The organism is Pseudogulbenkiania ferrooxidans 2002 (assembly GCF_000174355.1).
Lineage (GTDB): Bacteria > Pseudomonadota > Gammaproteobacteria > Burkholderiales > Chromobacteriaceae > Pseudogulbenkiania > Pseudogulbenkiania ferrooxidans.
The window spans coordinates 185,361-201,498 of sequence record NZ_ACIS01000008.1 but is presented as its reverse complement, the minus strand read 5'-3'; the positions used below and the strand labels follow the sequence as shown (position 1 = coordinate 201,498).

Annotated in this window: 12 protein-coding genes; 3 read left to right on the top strand and 9 right to left on the bottom strand. The window is 67.5% G+C overall.

Features of this window, described 5'->3' with window-relative positions:
• Nucleotides 1-339 precede the first annotated feature (339 nt).
• From FURADRAFT_RS15100 to FURADRAFT_RS15070, 7 genes are read right to left on the bottom strand one after another with little or no spacing between them, the layout of a single operon-like run.
• On the bottom strand, nucleotides 340-3,558 hold the full coding sequence (locus FURADRAFT_RS15100; RefSeq protein WP_008955033.1) for an EAL domain-containing protein: 3,219 nt from the start codon (nucleotides 3,556-3,558) through the stop codon (nucleotides 340-342).
• A 25-nt stretch (nucleotides 3,559-3,583) separates the two neighbouring features.
• Nucleotides 3,584-4,600: a chemotaxis protein CheB gene (locus tag FURADRAFT_RS15095; protein ID WP_008955032.1), complete on the bottom strand. Its 1,017-nt coding sequence runs from the start codon at nucleotides 4,598-4,600 to the stop codon at nucleotides 3,584-3,586.
• 33 nt (nucleotides 4,601-4,633) lie between these two features.
• Nucleotides 4,634-6,847, bottom strand: coding sequence for a hybrid sensor histidine kinase/response regulator (locus FURADRAFT_RS15090; RefSeq protein WP_008955031.1), 2,214 nt, complete (start codon nucleotides 6,845-6,847; stop codon nucleotides 4,634-4,636).
• A gap of 6 nt (nucleotides 6,848-6,853) precedes the next feature.
• Nucleotides 6,854-8,599, bottom strand: coding sequence for a methyl-accepting chemotaxis protein (locus tag FURADRAFT_RS15085; protein ID WP_008955030.1), 1,746 nt, complete (start codon nucleotides 8,597-8,599; stop codon nucleotides 6,854-6,856).
• Between the two features lie 9 nt (nucleotides 8,600-8,608).
• Nucleotides 8,609-9,232, bottom strand: coding sequence for a chemotaxis protein CheW (locus tag FURADRAFT_RS15080; protein ID WP_008955029.1), 624 nt, complete (start codon nucleotides 9,230-9,232; stop codon nucleotides 8,609-8,611).
• Nucleotides 9,229-10,704 carry a CheR family methyltransferase gene (locus FURADRAFT_RS15075; RefSeq protein ID WP_008955028.1) on the bottom strand — a complete coding sequence of 492 codons (1,476 nt, stop codon included), beginning with the start codon at nucleotides 10,702-10,704 and terminating at the stop codon, nucleotides 9,229-9,231. The genes FURADRAFT_RS15080 and FURADRAFT_RS15075 overlap by 4 nt, the downstream gene beginning before the upstream one ends.
• A 10-nt stretch (nucleotides 10,705-10,714) precedes the next feature.
• Nucleotides 10,715-11,188: a chemotaxis protein CheW gene (locus FURADRAFT_RS15070; RefSeq protein ID WP_008955027.1), complete on the bottom strand. Its 474-nt coding sequence runs from the start codon at nucleotides 11,186-11,188 to the stop codon at nucleotides 10,715-10,717.
• Between the two features lie 260 nt (nucleotides 11,189-11,448).
• Between FURADRAFT_RS15070 and earP the strand changes: the two genes are divergently transcribed.
• Together earP and efp are read left to right on the top strand one after the other, a co-directional pair.
• Complete coding sequence (gene earP / locus FURADRAFT_RS15065; RefSeq protein ID WP_008955026.1) at nucleotides 11,449-12,609, top strand: elongation factor P maturation arginine rhamnosyltransferase EarP; 1,161 nt, start codon at nucleotides 11,449-11,451, stop codon at nucleotides 12,607-12,609.
• Nucleotides 12,610-12,666: 57 nt separating this feature from the next.
• A complete protein-coding gene (gene efp / locus FURADRAFT_RS15060; RefSeq protein ID WP_008955025.1) occupies nucleotides 12,667-13,230 on the top strand; it encodes an elongation factor P in 564 nt (187 codons plus the stop codon).
• A gap of 96 nt (nucleotides 13,231-13,326) precedes the next feature.
• Here the strand turns inward: efp and zapE are convergent, their stop codons facing one another.
• Both zapE and cysM read right to left on the bottom strand, forming a co-directional pair.
• Nucleotides 13,327-14,448 (bottom strand): cell division protein ZapE, encoded by a 1,122-nt coding sequence (zapE, locus tag FURADRAFT_RS15055; RefSeq protein WP_008955024.1) that lies wholly within the window; start codon nucleotides 14,446-14,448, stop codon nucleotides 13,327-13,329.
• Nucleotides 14,449-14,617: 169 nt separating this feature from the next.
• On the bottom strand, nucleotides 14,618-15,514 hold the full coding sequence (gene cysM / locus FURADRAFT_RS15050) for a cysteine synthase CysM (protein WP_008955023.1): 897 nt from the start codon (nucleotides 15,512-15,514) through the stop codon (nucleotides 14,618-14,620).
• Nucleotides 15,515-15,730: 216 nt separating this feature from the next.
• Between cysM and FURADRAFT_RS15045 the strand changes: the two genes are divergently transcribed.
• Nucleotides 15,731-16,030 carry a BON domain-containing protein gene (locus tag FURADRAFT_RS15045; protein WP_008955022.1) on the top strand — a complete coding sequence of 100 codons (300 nt, stop codon included), beginning with the start codon at nucleotides 15,731-15,733 and terminating at the stop codon, nucleotides 16,028-16,030.
• The last annotated feature ends 108 nt before the right edge of the window (nucleotides 16,031-16,138 follow it).

The window sequence follows — 16,138 nt, the reverse complement described above, 5'->3', positions numbered from 1 at the left end:
TGTCATTATGACAGCCTGCCCGGTCGATTTCAGCGCCTACCCGCCATTCGGCCAGACGATAAAGCGCTCGGAAAGGGTGGCTGGCCGGCGTGATGCGCCCGCCTGGTCGGGAGGGCGGCACGGCATCGATATGACGGGACTGGCCCGCGTCGCGATTGTTCCCTTCCCGTCGCGGTCATGTGCCCGGCGAGGCCGCAGGCGCCCCCTGGGGATGGCGCCCCCCTGCCCGGCCGGATGAAAACGCGTCATGACCGGATCGCCGGCGGACACGGGGCAAAGTGTGGAAGCGAAGGCGGAGCGGGCACCTCAAAGCCGCACGCCACGGCCGCGGCAGCAGCGTCAGCCGGTGGGCGCGTCGTTACCGGCGTGGCTGCGTGCAGGGTTGGCCGAAGCCTCGTCCGGGCCGGGCGGCCCGCGGTGGATCAGCCACGGCCGGCACGCCTCGGCCGTCAGCGGCGGCGAATAGTAGTAGCCCTGGATCTGGTCGCAGCCGGCCTCGACCAGGAAACCCAGCTGCTCGCGATTCTCCACCCCCTCGGCGATGACGGCGATGCGCAGCGAACGCGCCATGCTGATGATGGCGCGCGTCATCGAAGCGTTTTCCGGGTTGACGTTGACGTCGTCGATGAAGCTCTTGTCGATCTTGAGCTGGTCGAAGGGATAGCGGCGCAGGTAGCTCAAGGCCGAGTAGCCGGTGCCGAAATCGTCGATCGACCACTTCAGGTGCAGCGCCTTGAGTTCGGACATCACCTGCTGCGCGGTATCGACGTTCTTCATCAGCAGGCTCTCGGTGACCTCGAGCTTGATGGCGTCAGGGGGCAGGCGGCGGCTGGCCATCTCGGCCGCGATATAGGGCACGATGCCGGCTTCCTGCAGGCTCAGGGCGGAGATGTTGATCGCCACCTCGCCGGGGTCCAGCCCCTCGGCGCGCCATTCCTCGACCTGGCGGAACACCGCGCGGATCACGTAGCGGTCGATCTCGCGGATCAGCCCGGTTTCCTCGGCGATGGGGATGAACTCGAGCGGGGAGATCAGCCGCTCCCCCCGGCGCCAGCGCAACAGCGCCTCGAAGCCGCACAGCCGGTCGCTCTGCAGGTCCAGCTGCGGCTGGTAGTACATCGTCAACTCGTCCTGCGCGATGGCCCGGCGCAAGGCGCCCTCCAGTTCCACCCGCCGCTGCACCCGGTCGTTCATGTGCAGCGCAAAGCAACGCACCTGGCTCTTGCCAAGCGCCTTGGCCTGGTACATGGCGGTGTCGGCGTTGCTCAGGAGTTCGTCGACGCTGCTGCCGTCGTCCGGGTAGAAGCAGCAGCCGATGCTGGCGGAGAGAAACAGCTCGGTACCGCTGAGCTCGACCGGCTGGTTCAGCTGGTCGGTGACGTTTTTGAGTGCGAGATCCAGCTGCTCGGCGGTCTTCACCCCGGGCAGCAGCAGCACGAAGTCGTCCCCGCCCAGCCGCGACACCGTCGCCAGCGCCGGCACGCTGCTCTCGATGCGCCGCGCCACCTCGATCAGCAGCGCGTCGCCCAGGGTATGGCCCAGGCTGTCGTTGACGTACTTGAAGTTGTCCAGGTCGAGCAGCGCCACGGCGAAACGCTCGTCCTTGCTCCTGGCCACGGCGATGCCCTGGCCCAGCCGGTCCTGCAGCAGGTTGCGGTTGGGCAGGCCGGTCAGGGTGTCGAAGTTGGCCTGGCGTTCCAGCTCCTCCTGATAGCGCTTGGCCTCGGTCACGTCGTTGAGCACGCCGATGTAATGGCTGACCTCGCCCTGGCTGTCCCGCACCGGCGCCACCCGCAGCTCGTTCCAGAACATCGAGCCGTCCTTGCGGTAGTTGCGCAGCAGCGCCTTGCCTTCGTGCCGGTTCTCCAGCGCGCGGCGGATCGCCGTCAGCTCCGGCTGGGCGGTGTCACGGCCCTGCAGGAAGCGGCAGTTGCGGCCGATCACCGTCGCGCGCGCGTAGCCGGTGATGCGCTCGAAGGCCGGGTTGACGTAGATGATGGGGTTGTCCGGACGGCGGTTGTCGGTGATCAGCACCGCGTTGACGCTGGCCTCGATGGCGCGCTGGCGAACGCGCAGTTCCAGGTCGATCACCTGCTGCGCCGTGATGTCCTGCTCGACCAGAATGCCGCCCCGGACCTGATCGTCGTCGTCGGTCAACGGCACCTCGGCGTCGAGCACGGTGCGCGCCGCGCCGTCGAACGACAGGATCTGGCGCACCAGGTTGTGCACGGTGCCGTCGTGACGGATGGTGCGCAGCAGCTCACGGTCGTCGGTGGCAATCTGCTGGCCCTGCGGGCCATACCAGCGTCGTTGCGGCTCGGTGCCCGGGTTGGCCCCCCAGATGCGCTCCCCTTCGGAGTTGTGCAGCAGGATTCCCCCCTTCTCGTCGGTCACCCAGACCCCGACCGGCAGCGTCTCCAGCACCTTGTGCAGCAGCGCCTCGCTCTGGCGCAAGGCCGCCTCGGCACGCGCGCGCTCGCCCATTTCGCTACGCAGGGCACGGGTGCGCTCGGCTACCAACGACTCCAGGCTCTCGAACATCCGGGCCCGGGCCAGCGCCACGGCCAGTTGCCGGCCGATCATGGTGAAGGCGTCCAGCGCCGGCTCGTCCCACGGCACGCGGCCGGCCCGCAGCACGTTGAGCACCCCGATTACCTCGTCCCCCAGCAGCAGCGGACTGCAGGCGTGCCAGTGCCCTTCCCCGGCGCCGCTCAGGGCCGGGCATTGCGCGATGTTGAACGCCTGACGCAACTCCTCCTGGCGGCCGGCGTAAAGGCAGGGACAGCCGTCCGCGATGGCTCGGCGCAAGGCGGGCTCGTCCAGCCGGCCATTCCACCCCGCCAGCTGCATCGGTTCGGCGAGGGCCTGCGTGTCGGCCAGCAACAGCCAGGCGGCGGCGCCGTCCGGGAAGGCCAGCACCTCCTCCAGCGCCCGCCCGATCACGTCATGTTCGGTCTGCGCCGCGGACATGGCGGCCGAAAAGCGGAACAGGCCGTCCAAGAGGGCGTGCGAGCGCGACAGTTCGGCATGCTTGGCCTGCAGGTCCTGGTTGAGCTGGATGCTCTGCTCGTAGGTCGAGATCAGCAGGTCGAGGATTTGCTGACGCGCCGAGGTGATGAAGTGGCGCTCGCCCTCCAGCATCACCGCCATGCCGACGGCCGCGCGCTCGGGCTGGCGCAAGGCCTGGTTGGCCAGGAAGTAATGGATGCGCGACAGCAGGTATTTTTCGTCGTAGGGCTTGAGGATGAAGTTGTCGGCGCCACAGCTCAGGCCGCGCATGACGTCGCGCGGGTCCGACAAGGTGGTGACCAGGATGATGGGGATCATGGCCGTGGCCGGGTCCGCCTTGAGCTGGCTGCACAGCTCGTAGCCGTCCATCCCCGGCATCATGATGTCGCTGATCATGATGGTGGGGGGCTGTCCGGCGACCTCGCGCAAGGCCTGGTAGCCGTCGCGCGCCACCCGCACCCGGCAGCCGTGCCCTTCGAGCAGGGCCTGCAACTGGAGCGCCTGGGTCGCGCTGTCTTCGACGATCAGAATGTCGGTTCCCTGCAACATGGACTGCCTCTCGATCAGCAATGGTTCAGGCATGCCGCATCAGGCCGTTGAGCGTCAATGCCATGGTTTCCGGCGACTGCACGCGGCACGCCGCCGATAGTTCGATCGCGGCGGCGGGCATGCCGCTCACCACCGCGCTGTCGGGCTGCTGCACCAGGGTGAGCGCCCCCTTGGCCTTGAGGCGGGCCAGCGCCGCCGCGCCGTCGCTCCCCATGCCGGACAGCAGGATGGCAAGCACCTCCCCCTGCAGTTCGTCGGCCAGTCCGTCGAACAGATGGGAGATCGACGGGCAGGCCATATCCTGCGGCTCGCAACGTGCCAGCCTGAAGCGCAAATCGCGGCTCACCGCCAGATGGTGTGCCTCCGGCGACAGGTACAGATGGCCGGGCTGCAGCGGCTCGCCCGGCCGGGCGATGTGGACCGGCAGCGTCGACTGCAGACTGAGCCAGTCGCGCAGGCTGTCGAGAAAGCCGCCAGTGATGTGCTGCACCAGCAGGATCGGCCACGGACAGGGCGGCTCCAGGCCGCCCAGCAACACCTTCAGCGCGGCGGGGCCGCCGGCCGAAGCGCCGATGGCGACGAGCCGGATCGGCTTGTCCCAGCGCACCGGGTCGGCCCCGGTCGGCCCCGACCGGGACGGCGGCGAGCGCACCGTGAGCGTCTGCACCCGCTGCAGCGTCTGGATCAGTTGCGCGGCGTGCGGGTCGAACTGCGGGTGCAGCGGCCCGCGCGGCTTTTCCACCACGGCCAGCGCCCCGGCGGCGAGCGCCCGGATGACCGTCCCGGCCTCCTTGGTATTGGCGCTGGCGGTGACGATGACCACCGGCACCGCATAGACCTCGAGCAGCCGCCGGGTGGTGTCGAAGCCGTCCATGCCGGGCATATGGACATCCATGGTGACCAGGTCCGGCTGCACCCGGGTGACGAGTTCCAGCGCCTGCAGGCCGGAGCCGGCCTCGACCACGTCGTAGCCTTCGCTCTCGAGCAGGCTGCGCAGCAACTGGCGCGCCACGCTGGAATCGTCGATGACCATTACGCGCATGGGACTCTCCCCAACAGGCTCTTAGCGCCCCGCTCAGAGCAGGCGCTTCACCGCCTCGAGCAGCGTGTCCTGCTCCAGCCCGCTTTTCACCAGGTAGGCGTTGGCCCCGACATCCAGCCCGTGCGCCCGGTCTTCGGCCGACTGCAAGGCGGTAACCAGCACCACGGGCAGCTCGGTCAGGGCGCGGTCGGCGCGGATCTTGCTGGTCAGGGCGAAACCGTCCAGCCGCGGCATTTCGATATCCGACACCAGCAGGTCGAACTGCGCCTGCTTGAGGGCGTTCCAGGCATCCAGCCCGTCGTTGGCGGTCTGCACCTCGTAGCCGGCACTTTCCAGCAGCGCCTTCAGCAGGCCGCGCGAGGTGAACGAGTCTTCCGCCACCAGGATGCGCGGCCGCGCCACGCGACGCTCGGGCGGCGTGACGGCGAAGGCCGTACCGGCGCAAGACAGCGCGCTGCGCTGCAAATCCTGCGGGTGCAGCACCGGCACCAGCGTGCCGTCGCCCAACACCGTGGCGCCGAGCAGGTTGCGCACCCGCTTGAGCTGCGCCCCCAGCGACTTCAGCGTGATTTCCTGGTCCCCCAGCAACTCATCGACCTGCAGCAGGTAGCGCATCCCCTCCGCGCCCAGCAGCAGCAGCGGCACCTCTGCCCCGCCCTCGCCGGCCGGCTCCAGCCCCAGTACTTCGGCCAGCGACCACAGCGGCAGCACCTGCCCGTCGAGACTGAGCGTGACCTTGTTCTCCACGCGCCGCAGTGCCGCACGTGGCATCCGCAGGGTGCGCTCCACCGCCTGCACCGGCATGCCGAACAAGCGCTCGCCAACCCGTACCAGCACCGCGCGGAACGACGAGCGGCTGAGTGGCAGGCGCAGGCAGAACTCGCAGCCGCGGCCGGGCTCGGAGTGCACGCTGATGCGCCCGCCCAGCTTTTCAACCGCCTCGCGCACGATGGCGAGCCCCAGCCCGCGCCCGGACAGATCGGTCAGCAGCCGGCTGGTCGATAGCCCGGACTCGAAGATGTAGGACAGGACCTGCGCCTCGTCCAGTTGCCGGGCCTCGTCGGCCGCGAGCAGGCCCAACTCCACCGCCTTGGCCTTCACCCGCGCGGCGTCGATACCGCCGCCATCGTCCTGCAGCCGCAGCACGAAACGGCTACCCGGCTCCTGCCGGATGTCCAGCGTCAGGGTGCCGCTCTCCGCCTTGCCGGCCGACAGGCGCGCCGCCGGCGCCTCGATGCCGTGGTCGATGGCGTTGCGCAGCAGGTGCTGCAGCGGCGTGCGCAGCTCATCCAGAATGCGCTTGTCCACCTGCAAGGCGGTGTCCGGCAACACCAGCCGCACCCGCTTGCCGGTCTGGCGCGCCAGGTCGTCGACCAGCGGTGGCAAGCCGTCCAGCAGGGTCTGGCAAGGCAGCTGCAACACCTCCTGCAGGCCCTGGGTGAAACCGTCGCTCAGGCTGGCGAGGCCGGCCGCCAGATGCGTGCCGGCACGCGCCTGCTGGTTGCTGTTGAAGTGCAGGCGGTCGAGCTGGTCCTGATTCCAATCCAGGTAGTCGAGCAGGCCCTGCAGCGTGTCCGCCGCGGGCGCCACGCCGTCGGCCAGGTTCTCCCGCAGCAGCCGCAGCAGCGACGCGAGCGAGGTGCGGCGCTGCTTCAGCGCCTGGAAATCCTGCTGCGCCGCCCGCAGCTGCTGGCGCAGGGCCTGCGCCTCGAGTTTGCTCTGGGTCAGCTCCTCGCCGTGGTACAGCAAGGCGTCGAGCAAATGCACCGGCACCCGCACGCTGTCGCTGACGCCCCGCGGCGCTTCGGCCGGCGGCGCCACGCTCATCAGCGGCAGGGGCGAGCGCGGCGGCGGCGGCTCCCCGGCGGCCACCGCCTCCAGGGCCCGGCACAGCTCGCCGTACTGCGCTTCGGCCAACGTTTCACCGGCGTGGGCGCGCTGCAACAGGCGCAGCACATCGCGCGAGACGTCGCTCAGCAGCGGCTGAAACGCCAGCTGCCCGCGCTGCAACGCCGACAGCAGCGTCTCCCAGGCATGGCTCAGGCGCTCCAGCTCGGTCAGCCCGACCGCCCGCGCCGCCCCTTTCAGGCTGTGCACTTCGCGAAATACCGTCTCGAGCGATTCCTGCTGCGGCGGCGCCTGCTGCCAGCGCCGCAGTTCGTGCTCCAACACGCCCAGACGCTCCGCCGCCTCCTCGCGGAAGCTGCTCAGCAGGCGCTGGCGCAGGGCTTCACGATCGATGGCCATGGCGCATCACAACTTGAAAAGGCTGGCCTGCTGCTGCAGCCGAAGCCCCAGTTGATGCAGGTTGCGCGCCGCCTGGTCCACCTGGCGGGTACCCGCCACGTTGTCCTGGCTCGCCTGACGGATGTTGCCGATGGCGCTGGCCACCTGGTCCATGCCGATCAGCTGCTGCTGACTGGTGGCGGAAATCTGCAGCGCCACGTCGTTCGAGGTATCGATACTGTCGGTCAGGATATGGATCGCCTCGCCGCTGAACTGCGAACGCGCGAATCCGGCCTCGACCGCCTTGCCGCTTTGTTCCGCCGCCAGCACCGCCTTGGTCATCGCCCGCTGCACGTCGCCGAGAATGGCCCGTACCTGTGCCGTGGCCTGCTTGGACTGCTCGGCCAGCGCCTTGACCTCCTGTGCCACCACCGAGAACCCCTTGCCGACGTCCCCCGCCTTGACCGCCTCGATCGAGGCGTTCACCCCCAGCAGGTTCGATTGCTCCGCCAGGTCGTTGACCGTGGCGACGATCTCGCCGATGGTCTGGCTCTGCTCGCCAAGGCGCATGATGCTCTCGGCCACCGCGCTGACCTGGCGGCGAATCTGCGCCATGCTGTCCAGGCTCTCTTGCACCGCCTCGCTCCCCTGCTGCGCCACCTCGCGGGTATGCGCCGCCGCCTCGGTCACCTGGCGCGCCCGGCTGTTGGCCATCACGGCGGTCTGTTTCACTTCCTCCACCGTGGTGGCGATCTCGGTCACCGCCGTGGCGGTTTCCTGAGCCCCTACCGCCACCTGGCTCGCCACGCTGAGAATGTCCTCGCTCGCCGCCGCCAGCACCGCGATGCCCTCGTGCATTTCCTGCACCAGGGTGCGCAGATTGGCCACCATGCGGGCGAAGGACTGGCCGAGCAGGTCGTGCTCGGAGCACGGCTGCACCTCCCCCCCCAGTTCACCCGCCGCCAGCCGTTCCGCCTGGTTTGCCAACTGTTGCAGGTAGCTGGCCATGCGGGCAAAAGACTGGCCCAGTTGCCCCACCTCGTCGTGGCGCGCGGTGAAGTCGATCTGCCCGGGCAGCTCCCCGACGCTGATCTGCTCGGCGTAGCGGGTCAATTGCCGCAACGGCCGGGCAATGCTGCGAGTCAGCAGCCACGCCAGCAGCGCCGTCAACAATAGCAGCCCGCCTCCCACCGACAGGAACAGCTGCTGCTGACGCACCACCAGCGCGCGACTCCTGTCGTCGAGCCGCTGCTGTTCGCGCGCGATCACCATGTCGAGGCGCCGCGCCAGCTGGCGGAACGTATCCACCCGCTCGTTCTGCGCCCCGACGACCAGCCGGCGCGCCTCCTCCAGCCGGCCGTCCTTCATGCGCGGCATGAGCTGCTGGTCAAAACTCCCCACGTAGGTCCGCCATTGTTGATGGATTTCCGCAATCAGCGGCGCCAGATCCGGAGAGGCGGCGGCACGGAGCTGCAAGCGCGCCAGCGTGGCCCGGTCCTCCTCGGTGCGACTCCGGAAATCGCGCTCGAGGCCGTCCAGTTCGCGGTCGCCGCGTATCAGCGCCTCCATCGTCTCCGCGCGCATGGTATTGACGTTGATCCGCAGGTCCTTGACGTCGGCAATGTCGCGGTCGAGCTGTGCGATCGCCTGGCCCTGTTCGTGGCTCTGTCGGATGCTGTCCTGCGCCAGATACAGCAGGCCGACAAAACTCCCCGTCACCACGGCGAAGGCCAGCAGCAACTTGGTACCGGTACGCAGGTTCACTAGCAGCATGGCCTCTCCTTAGGTGTTGAACTCCACCTGCAGTTGTTCGTTGCCCAGCAGCTTGGCGCCATCCAGGATCACCCATTGCTGCGGGGTGATGCCGAGCAGGCAGGACGGCAGGATGCCGCTCAGGCCGACCAGCTCGGGCTGCAAGGTCTGGGGCGAGACCCACTGCATGCCGAGGATGGCGTCGGCCAGCACCCCGAACTCCATGTCATCGTGCTGTAGCAGCACCAGGTGGTTGCGCTCCGACAAGCCGCGCCGGGGAATCTCGAACAGCACGCGCAGGTCGAGCACCGACACGATGCGCCCGCGCAAGTTGACGATGCCGAGCACGAACGGCGGCGTTCCCGGCAGCGGCGTGAACTGACGCAACGGGACGACTTCCGCCACGAAGTGCGGCACGATGCCGTAGCACTCGTCCCCCAGCGAAAAGCCCAGCACCTCGAACGGCGCTTGCGCCGCCGCCACGGCTTCCGGCTCGGCCCAGTAGGCGGTGCGTTCGCGCAGCTGCTGCGCGAGCGCCGCGGGATCGCCCTCGCCATCGCCCGCCAGCAGGCTTTCCAGGCGGGCCAGCCGCGCGGACACCGCCGCCCACAGAGCGGCGTCACCGGCCGACGATGCCGCGTTATCGTCACTCATGACCTGTTCTCCATCGGCTGTCGGCCCAACGCCAGACATTGCAGCCGCAGCTGTTTGACGCTCAGCCCGTCGCCCTCGGCCACCAGGGCATCGTCGGCGTACCCCGCCAGCAGCGCCAGGCAATACTGCCGCACCCGTTCGGCACGCTCCCCCTCCCCCTGCCGCAGACGGATCTGCAGTTCGAGAAAGGGGGCCAGCACGAAGTCCGGCTCGAGGTAGCGCACCCTCTTCAGGCCCGCCAGCGCCTCGTCCTGCCGGCCCTGCTGGTAGCGCAGCAGGCTCAGCAGCCAGTACGGACGCGGGTCCAGCCGGTCGAGCGCGCGGGCATGCGCCAGCCACTGCTCGGCCTGCTCGGGCTGGCCGCCGTTGATGCAGGCGTGGACCAGTTGGAGGCACGTTTCCATGCGCTCATGAGCCGACAGGCCGTCGCCGGCGAAACGGCGCTCCAGCAGCAAGGCCGCCTCCGCGTAGCGTCCGGCCGCCATCGCCCGCTCTGCCTCCGTCCCCGGCGTCCTCTCCTCTGCCGGAGCCGCCAGCGGCGACAACGGCGCCGGATGGCCGCGGTGACGCACGCCAGGCGGCATCCGGGCCGACGCCCGCCCTGATAGCGCCCGCCCTGAGAGCGCCGCCGTCGCGACGGGCTGCCGCAGGGCGTAGCCATCTCCCAGCCATGTGCCGACCCGGCCGGCGTCCAACGCGATCCCCGCTTCCACCGCCGACAAGAGCAGCACCCCGTCCGGCGCCAGACACGCCAGCAGCCGCTCCAGCACCAGGCCCGCCTGTTCCGGCGCGAAGTACATCAGCACGTTGCGGCACAAGATCACATCCAGTTCGGCCAAGCCACGCCGGGCATCGGGGTAGTCCGGGCGGGACAGGTTCAGGTTGAAGAAACGGATGCGGTCACGCCAGGGCGGCGCAACCCGCCACTGCCCGTCGTCCTCCACGAAATGCCGCGCACGCCAGGCAGGGCAGGCCTGCCGGAAGGCGTAGCCGCCGTACACGCCGCGCCGCGCCCGGGCAAGAAAGTCCGGGTTGACATCGCTCGCCAGCAGCTCGAGTCGCCAGTCGTCGCGCTCGTCGCCCAGCAGCTCGTCCACCATGAACAGCAGGCCATAGGCCTCTTCGCCGGTACAACAGGCCGCACTCCACATCCTCAACTGCGGCTGCCGCCCACGACGGGACTCGACCAGCGGCTGCAACACGGTGTCGCGCAACGCGGTGAAGCAGGCCGGATCGCGCAGGAAATAGGTTTCCCCCACGGTGAGATAGCGCGCCAGCTGCTGCACCTGCGCCGAACTCCAGCGGTGCGCCGCCAACTCGGCCAGCCACTGCGCTGCCCGCCCGCCACCCAGCTCGTGCGCGGCCTGGGCGAGCTGGTGCGCCAGTTCGCCATGACGCGCGGGCGGATACGCCAGCCCGAGTTCCACGCGGATGCGCAGGGCCAGCCGCTCCAGCAAGGGCCCCGTCGGCAACGGCGGAGCCTCATTCCGCCGCGTCGCGTGCGTCATGATCGGCCAGGGCCCGCTCAAGGGCTCGCTCTTCGTCGGCGGAAAGAAAGGCGTCCAGGTCGTACAACAGATACAGGCCGTCGCTGGAGCGCAGCACGCCGGAAACGTTGCCCTGCACCTTGGCCAGCTTGGCGGCCGGCGTCCAGTCGGCGGCACCGACACGCCGGACCGGCATCACGCTCTCGACCGGCAGCAGCAGGTCGCGCCGCTCGGTGCAGGCCCAGATCCAGGGCGACCAGCGGCGCAGCGGCGGTGCCGCCCAGCCCAGCCGGGCACACAGATCGACCACCGTCACCAGCTGGCCGCGCAGCGCCACCACGCCGGCCACCACGGCCGGCGCGCCGGGCAACGGAATCGCCTTCAGCGTGGGCAACACGCGCCGCACCTGGGCCAGCGGCAAGGCAAAGCGTTCTGCCTGCAAAGTGAACGGCAACAGCTGGATGTCCACACTATCCCCTCGTCGATCACGGCCCGCCGGGCCGCACGGCGGCGCGCAAACAGGCCCTTCCTGAGAGTAAGCGTAGTCCAGCATTAATCGATTCGCTTATGCCATGCGTATTTATAGGCCGTCTCCGTATTTTCATGGCACGGCATGTCCGGTCCACCGGCCCGCCACGGCGCCCTCCGCGCGCCTTGACGGGAGAGAAACCCGCCGGACGCCGTCGCCGGTGGTATCCTCGGCAGCGTTTCCACTTTTCCCCGCACGCCATGCCGCACCGCCCTGCCGCCCGCCACTGGGACATTTTCTGCACCGTCATCGACAACTACGGCGATATCGGCGTCACCTGGCGGCTGGCGCGCCAGCTGCAGCGGGAGTTCGGCCAACGTGTCCGGCTCTGGGTCGACGACCTGGCGAGCTTCGCGCGGCTCTGTCCCGGACTCGACCCGGAATGCGACGTACAAGAGCGGCAAGGCATTACCCTGCAACGTTGGCCGAAAACGTTTCCGGACGGCATCGCCGCCGCCGATGTGGTGATCGAAGCCTTCGGCTGCCAGTTGCCCGATGCCTACCTGGCCGCCATGGCGGCACGCCCGGTCAAGCCGGCCTGGCTCAACCTGGAATACCTCAGCGCCGAGGACTGGGTGGAGGGCTGCCACGGCCTCCCCTCGCCGCATCCGCGCCTGCCGCTGACCAAGCATTTCTTCTTTCCCGGCTTCACCGAACGCACCGGCGGCCTGATCTGCGAGGCCGACCTGCTCGTCGAGCGCGCACGCTGGCAGGCGGATGCGGCGGTACAGGCAGCCTACTGGAAGGGTCTCGGCGTACCGCCGCAGGCAGAAGGCGAACTGCGCGTCAGCCTGTTCAGCTACGCCACCCCGGCCGCTGGCGAGCTACTGAGGGCGTGGGCCGCCGGAAACCAGCCGGTGCGCGTGCTGGTGCCAGAGGGCAAGGTGCTGGGCGACGTGGCGGCGGTGTTCGGTGACGAGACCTTGCAGGCCGGCGACATGCGGCAGAAGGGCCACCTCGCCGTACACGTGCTGCCGTTCACCGACCAGCCCGGCTACGACAAGCTGCTGTGGTCGTGCGATTTCAACATCGTGCGCGGCGAAGACAGCTTCGTGCGCGCGCAGTGGGCGGCGCGCCCCTTTCTCTGGCACATCTATCAGCAGGAAGAAGACGCGCACCTGGTCAAGCTTGATGCGTTTTTGTCACACTACGGCGCCAGTCTGTCCGACAGCACCCGCCACGCTCTCGTCACCGCCGCCTACGCCTGGAACCGTGGCCAGGGGATGGCCGCAGCGTGGGCCGGGCTGGCGCCGCAACTGGACGAACTGCGACGCCACGCCCAGGGTTGGCCGAAGCAGGCGCTGGGATCGGCCGGCTTGGCAAGCCGGCTGGTGCAAATGGTTGAAAACACGCTACAATAGCTGGTTTTTACGGAAATCCGTTTCCGATTCCGACTCAAGATTTGGGACTTTGAAGCAATGAAAACCGCACAGGAACTCCGCGCAGGCAACGTATTCATGGTCGGCTCCGAGCCGATGGTCGTGCAGAAGGCCGAATTCAGCAAATCCGGCCGTAACGCCTCCGTCGTCAAGATGAAGATGAAGAACCTGCTGACCGGCGCCGGCTCCGAAACCGTTTACCGCGCCGACGACAAGTTCGACGTGATCGTTCTGGACCGCAAGGACTGCACCTACTCCTACTTCGCCGACCCGATGTACGTGTTCATGGACACCGAGTACAACCAGTACGAAGTGGAAGCCGACAACCTCGGCGACACCATCAACTACATCGTCGACGGCATGGAAGACGTGTGCCAGGTCACCTTCTACGACGGCAAGGCCATCTCGGTCGAACTGCCGACCAGCGTGGTGCGCGAAGTGGAATACACCGAGCCGGCCGTACGCGGCGATACCTCGGGCAAGGTGCTGAAACCCGCCCGTCTGGTCGGTACCACCTTCGAAGTTCAGGTTCCGGCTTTCGTCAACACCGGCGAGAAAATCGAAATCGATACCCGCACCAACGAATTCAAGAAGCGCGTGTAATCGCGACGCTCCTCGTCAAAAAAGCGGCCTGATGGCCGCTTTTTTGTTGTCTTGCCACCGAGGTTGCCCCTCCTGGGGGCGCCTCGCCTGGCACCATTACAGCGCGATCGACTGCAGCGACTCGAGCTTGAAGTTGTCGACCAGGTGCGGCAACTCCAGGTAGCTGCTCGACTGCATCTCGGTGAGACGGCTCGCGGTGCGGAAGAACTCGCTGGCCTGCATCCCCTCGGTGTAGATATCGTCGATCTCCACCGCGCAGCTGGCCACCAGTTTGACGCGGTGGTCGTAGAACACGTCCACCAGCCAGGTCAGCCGGCGCGCCGGCGAAGCGTCGTTGGCCGACAGCCTGGGGATACCCGAAACGAACACGGTATGATATCCGGCGGCGATATCGAGGTAGTCGGTCTGCGAACGCGGGCCGCCGCACAGCGTGGCGAAATCGAACCAGATCACCCCCGGCGCGTGGCGCTTGACCATCAGCTTGCGCCCCTGGATTTCGATCTGGCGCGGCGACTCCGACGCCCCGGCGGTAAGACGGTCGAACATCGCCTCCATGCGCGCGTCGCTGTCGGCGCCGGACGGCACCATGAACAGCGGCTCGCGCGTCAGCTCACGCAGCCGGTAGTCGTTGCCGCCGTCGAGGTTGAACACCGCCAGGTGCTGCTTCAAGAGCTCGATCGCCGGCAGGAAGTTGTTGCGCTGCAAACCGTTGGGGTAGAGCTGGTCGGGGGGATAGTTCGAGGTCAACACCATGATCACGCCATGGCGGAACAGCTCGCTCAACAGGCGAGACAGGATCATGGCGTCGGCGATGTCGCTGACGTGGAACTCGTCGAAACACAACAGCCGCGTCGTCTGGGCGATGCGTGCCGCCACCGTCACCAGCGGGTCGGCCTCCTTGCTCAACGAGCGCAGCTGGTTGTGCACCTCGGCCATGAAATGATGGAAGTGCACGCGGCGCTTGCGCCGGTATGGCACGCAGGTGAAGAAGGCATCCATCAGGAAGCTCTTGCCGCGCCCCACCCCGCCCCAGAAGTACAGGCCCTGCGGCACTTCGGGACTTCTCAGGCTACGCCCGAGGAAACGGTTGCGCTTGGCCTTGAAGTCGACCAGCTGTTGCCACAGCGTGTCGAGCATGCCGACCGCGGTCTCCTGCACCGGATCGTGGATGAAGCCAACCTTCTGCGAAGCGGCCTGGTACCAGGCCAGCGGGCTCATCGAGCCGTCTTTGTCGGGAGAAAAAGCGTGTTGTGCCATGCGGACGGTGTCAGAAAATCGGAAACAGGCTCAGAGCGGGTGAAAGAAACGTGGCGAACGCCCGAGACCGGTTAAGGCGGCGAACGCCACGACAGCGATATCGGCGCACCGCCGATTTAGTCACACGCGCTCAGGGAAACAGGCCGGTGGACAGGTAACGGTCACCGCGGTCGCAGACGATGGAGACGATCACCGCGTTTTCCAGCTGCTGCGACAGTTGCAGCGCCACGGCCAGCGCCCCGCCGGACGACGGCCCCGCCATGATGCCCTCGATGCGGGCCAGGTCGCGCGCGGTCTGCTCGGCCAGCTGCTGCGACACCAGCCGGAGCTCGTCGATGCGCGAATAATCGCAAATCTTGGGCAGGTACTCGTCTTCCCACTTGCGGATGCCGGTGATCTGGCTGCCCGGCTCCGGCTGCACGCCGACGATCTGGATCGCCGGGTTCTTTTCCTTCAGGAAACGGCTGGTGCCCATGATGGTGCCGGTGGTGCCCATGCTGGAAACGAAGTGCGTCACGGTGCCGGCGGTATCGGCCCAGATCTCCGGGCCGGTGCCCTCGTAATGCGCCAGCGGATTGTCCGGGTTGGCAAACTGGTCGAGGATGATGCCCCCGCCCGCCGCTTCCATGCGGCGCGCCTCGTCGATCGAGCCCGGCATCGACAGCGCCGCCGGCGTCAGCACCACCTCGGCGCCGTAGGCACGCATGGTCTGCACGCGTTCGGCGCTGGAATTGTCCGGCATCACCAGGATCATGCGGTAACCCATCATCGCCGCCGCCATCGCCAGCGCGATGCCGGTGTTGCCGCTGGTGGGCTCGATCAGCGTATCACCCGGCTTGATGTCGCCACGCGCCTCGGCGCGGCGGATCATCGACAGGGCAGGACGGTCCTTGACCGAGCCGGCCGGGTTGTTGCCCTCCAGCTTGACCAGCACGATGTTGCTGGTATTGCCGGGCAGACGCTTGAGCTGGACCAGCGGGGTGTGGCCGACGAAATCTTCCAGATACTTGAACGTGGGCAGGGTCATGCGGATTCTCCCTATAAGCCGATCATTATACCGGTTGCGCGCCAAAAAAAATCCACGGCCTCGACAGGGCTTTGCCACAGGTGCCGGCTACCGAACGGTTTAATTCAATATTTCTGTAATGTTCAAAATGTACGATTGCGCTATCCGGGAATCACGGCAAGGGATGTCCCCTTCGACGCACCATCATTCCCGCCTTTTTCCATAAGCGAGTCCGCCATGAAACAACGTGTTTTTGCTTCGAAACTGGTAATGGCCTTGCTGGCCGCCACCCTGCTGCCGGCCCAGTTTGCACTGGCCGACGAGGCGGCCGATGCCGCGCTGGCCGCCAAGGTCAAGACCGCCATCGACGCCAACCCCACGCTCAAGGCGTTCAACCTGAAGGTCAGTGGCAAAAACAACGACGTCACCATCGAAGGCAATGTCGATGAAGGCCTGCAGATGGCCGAAGTCGGCGCCATCGCCGAGAAGGTCGACGGCGTGAAGTTCGTCTTCAACAATATCATGCCGAAGAACTGATCTAGCTCTCCAGGCACTTCGGCCCCAAGACAAACAGCCCGCGATGCGGGCTGTTTGTCATTCCACCGCGGACCAAAGCGATGCAGCGCTTGGAGAAGAAATCGTCCC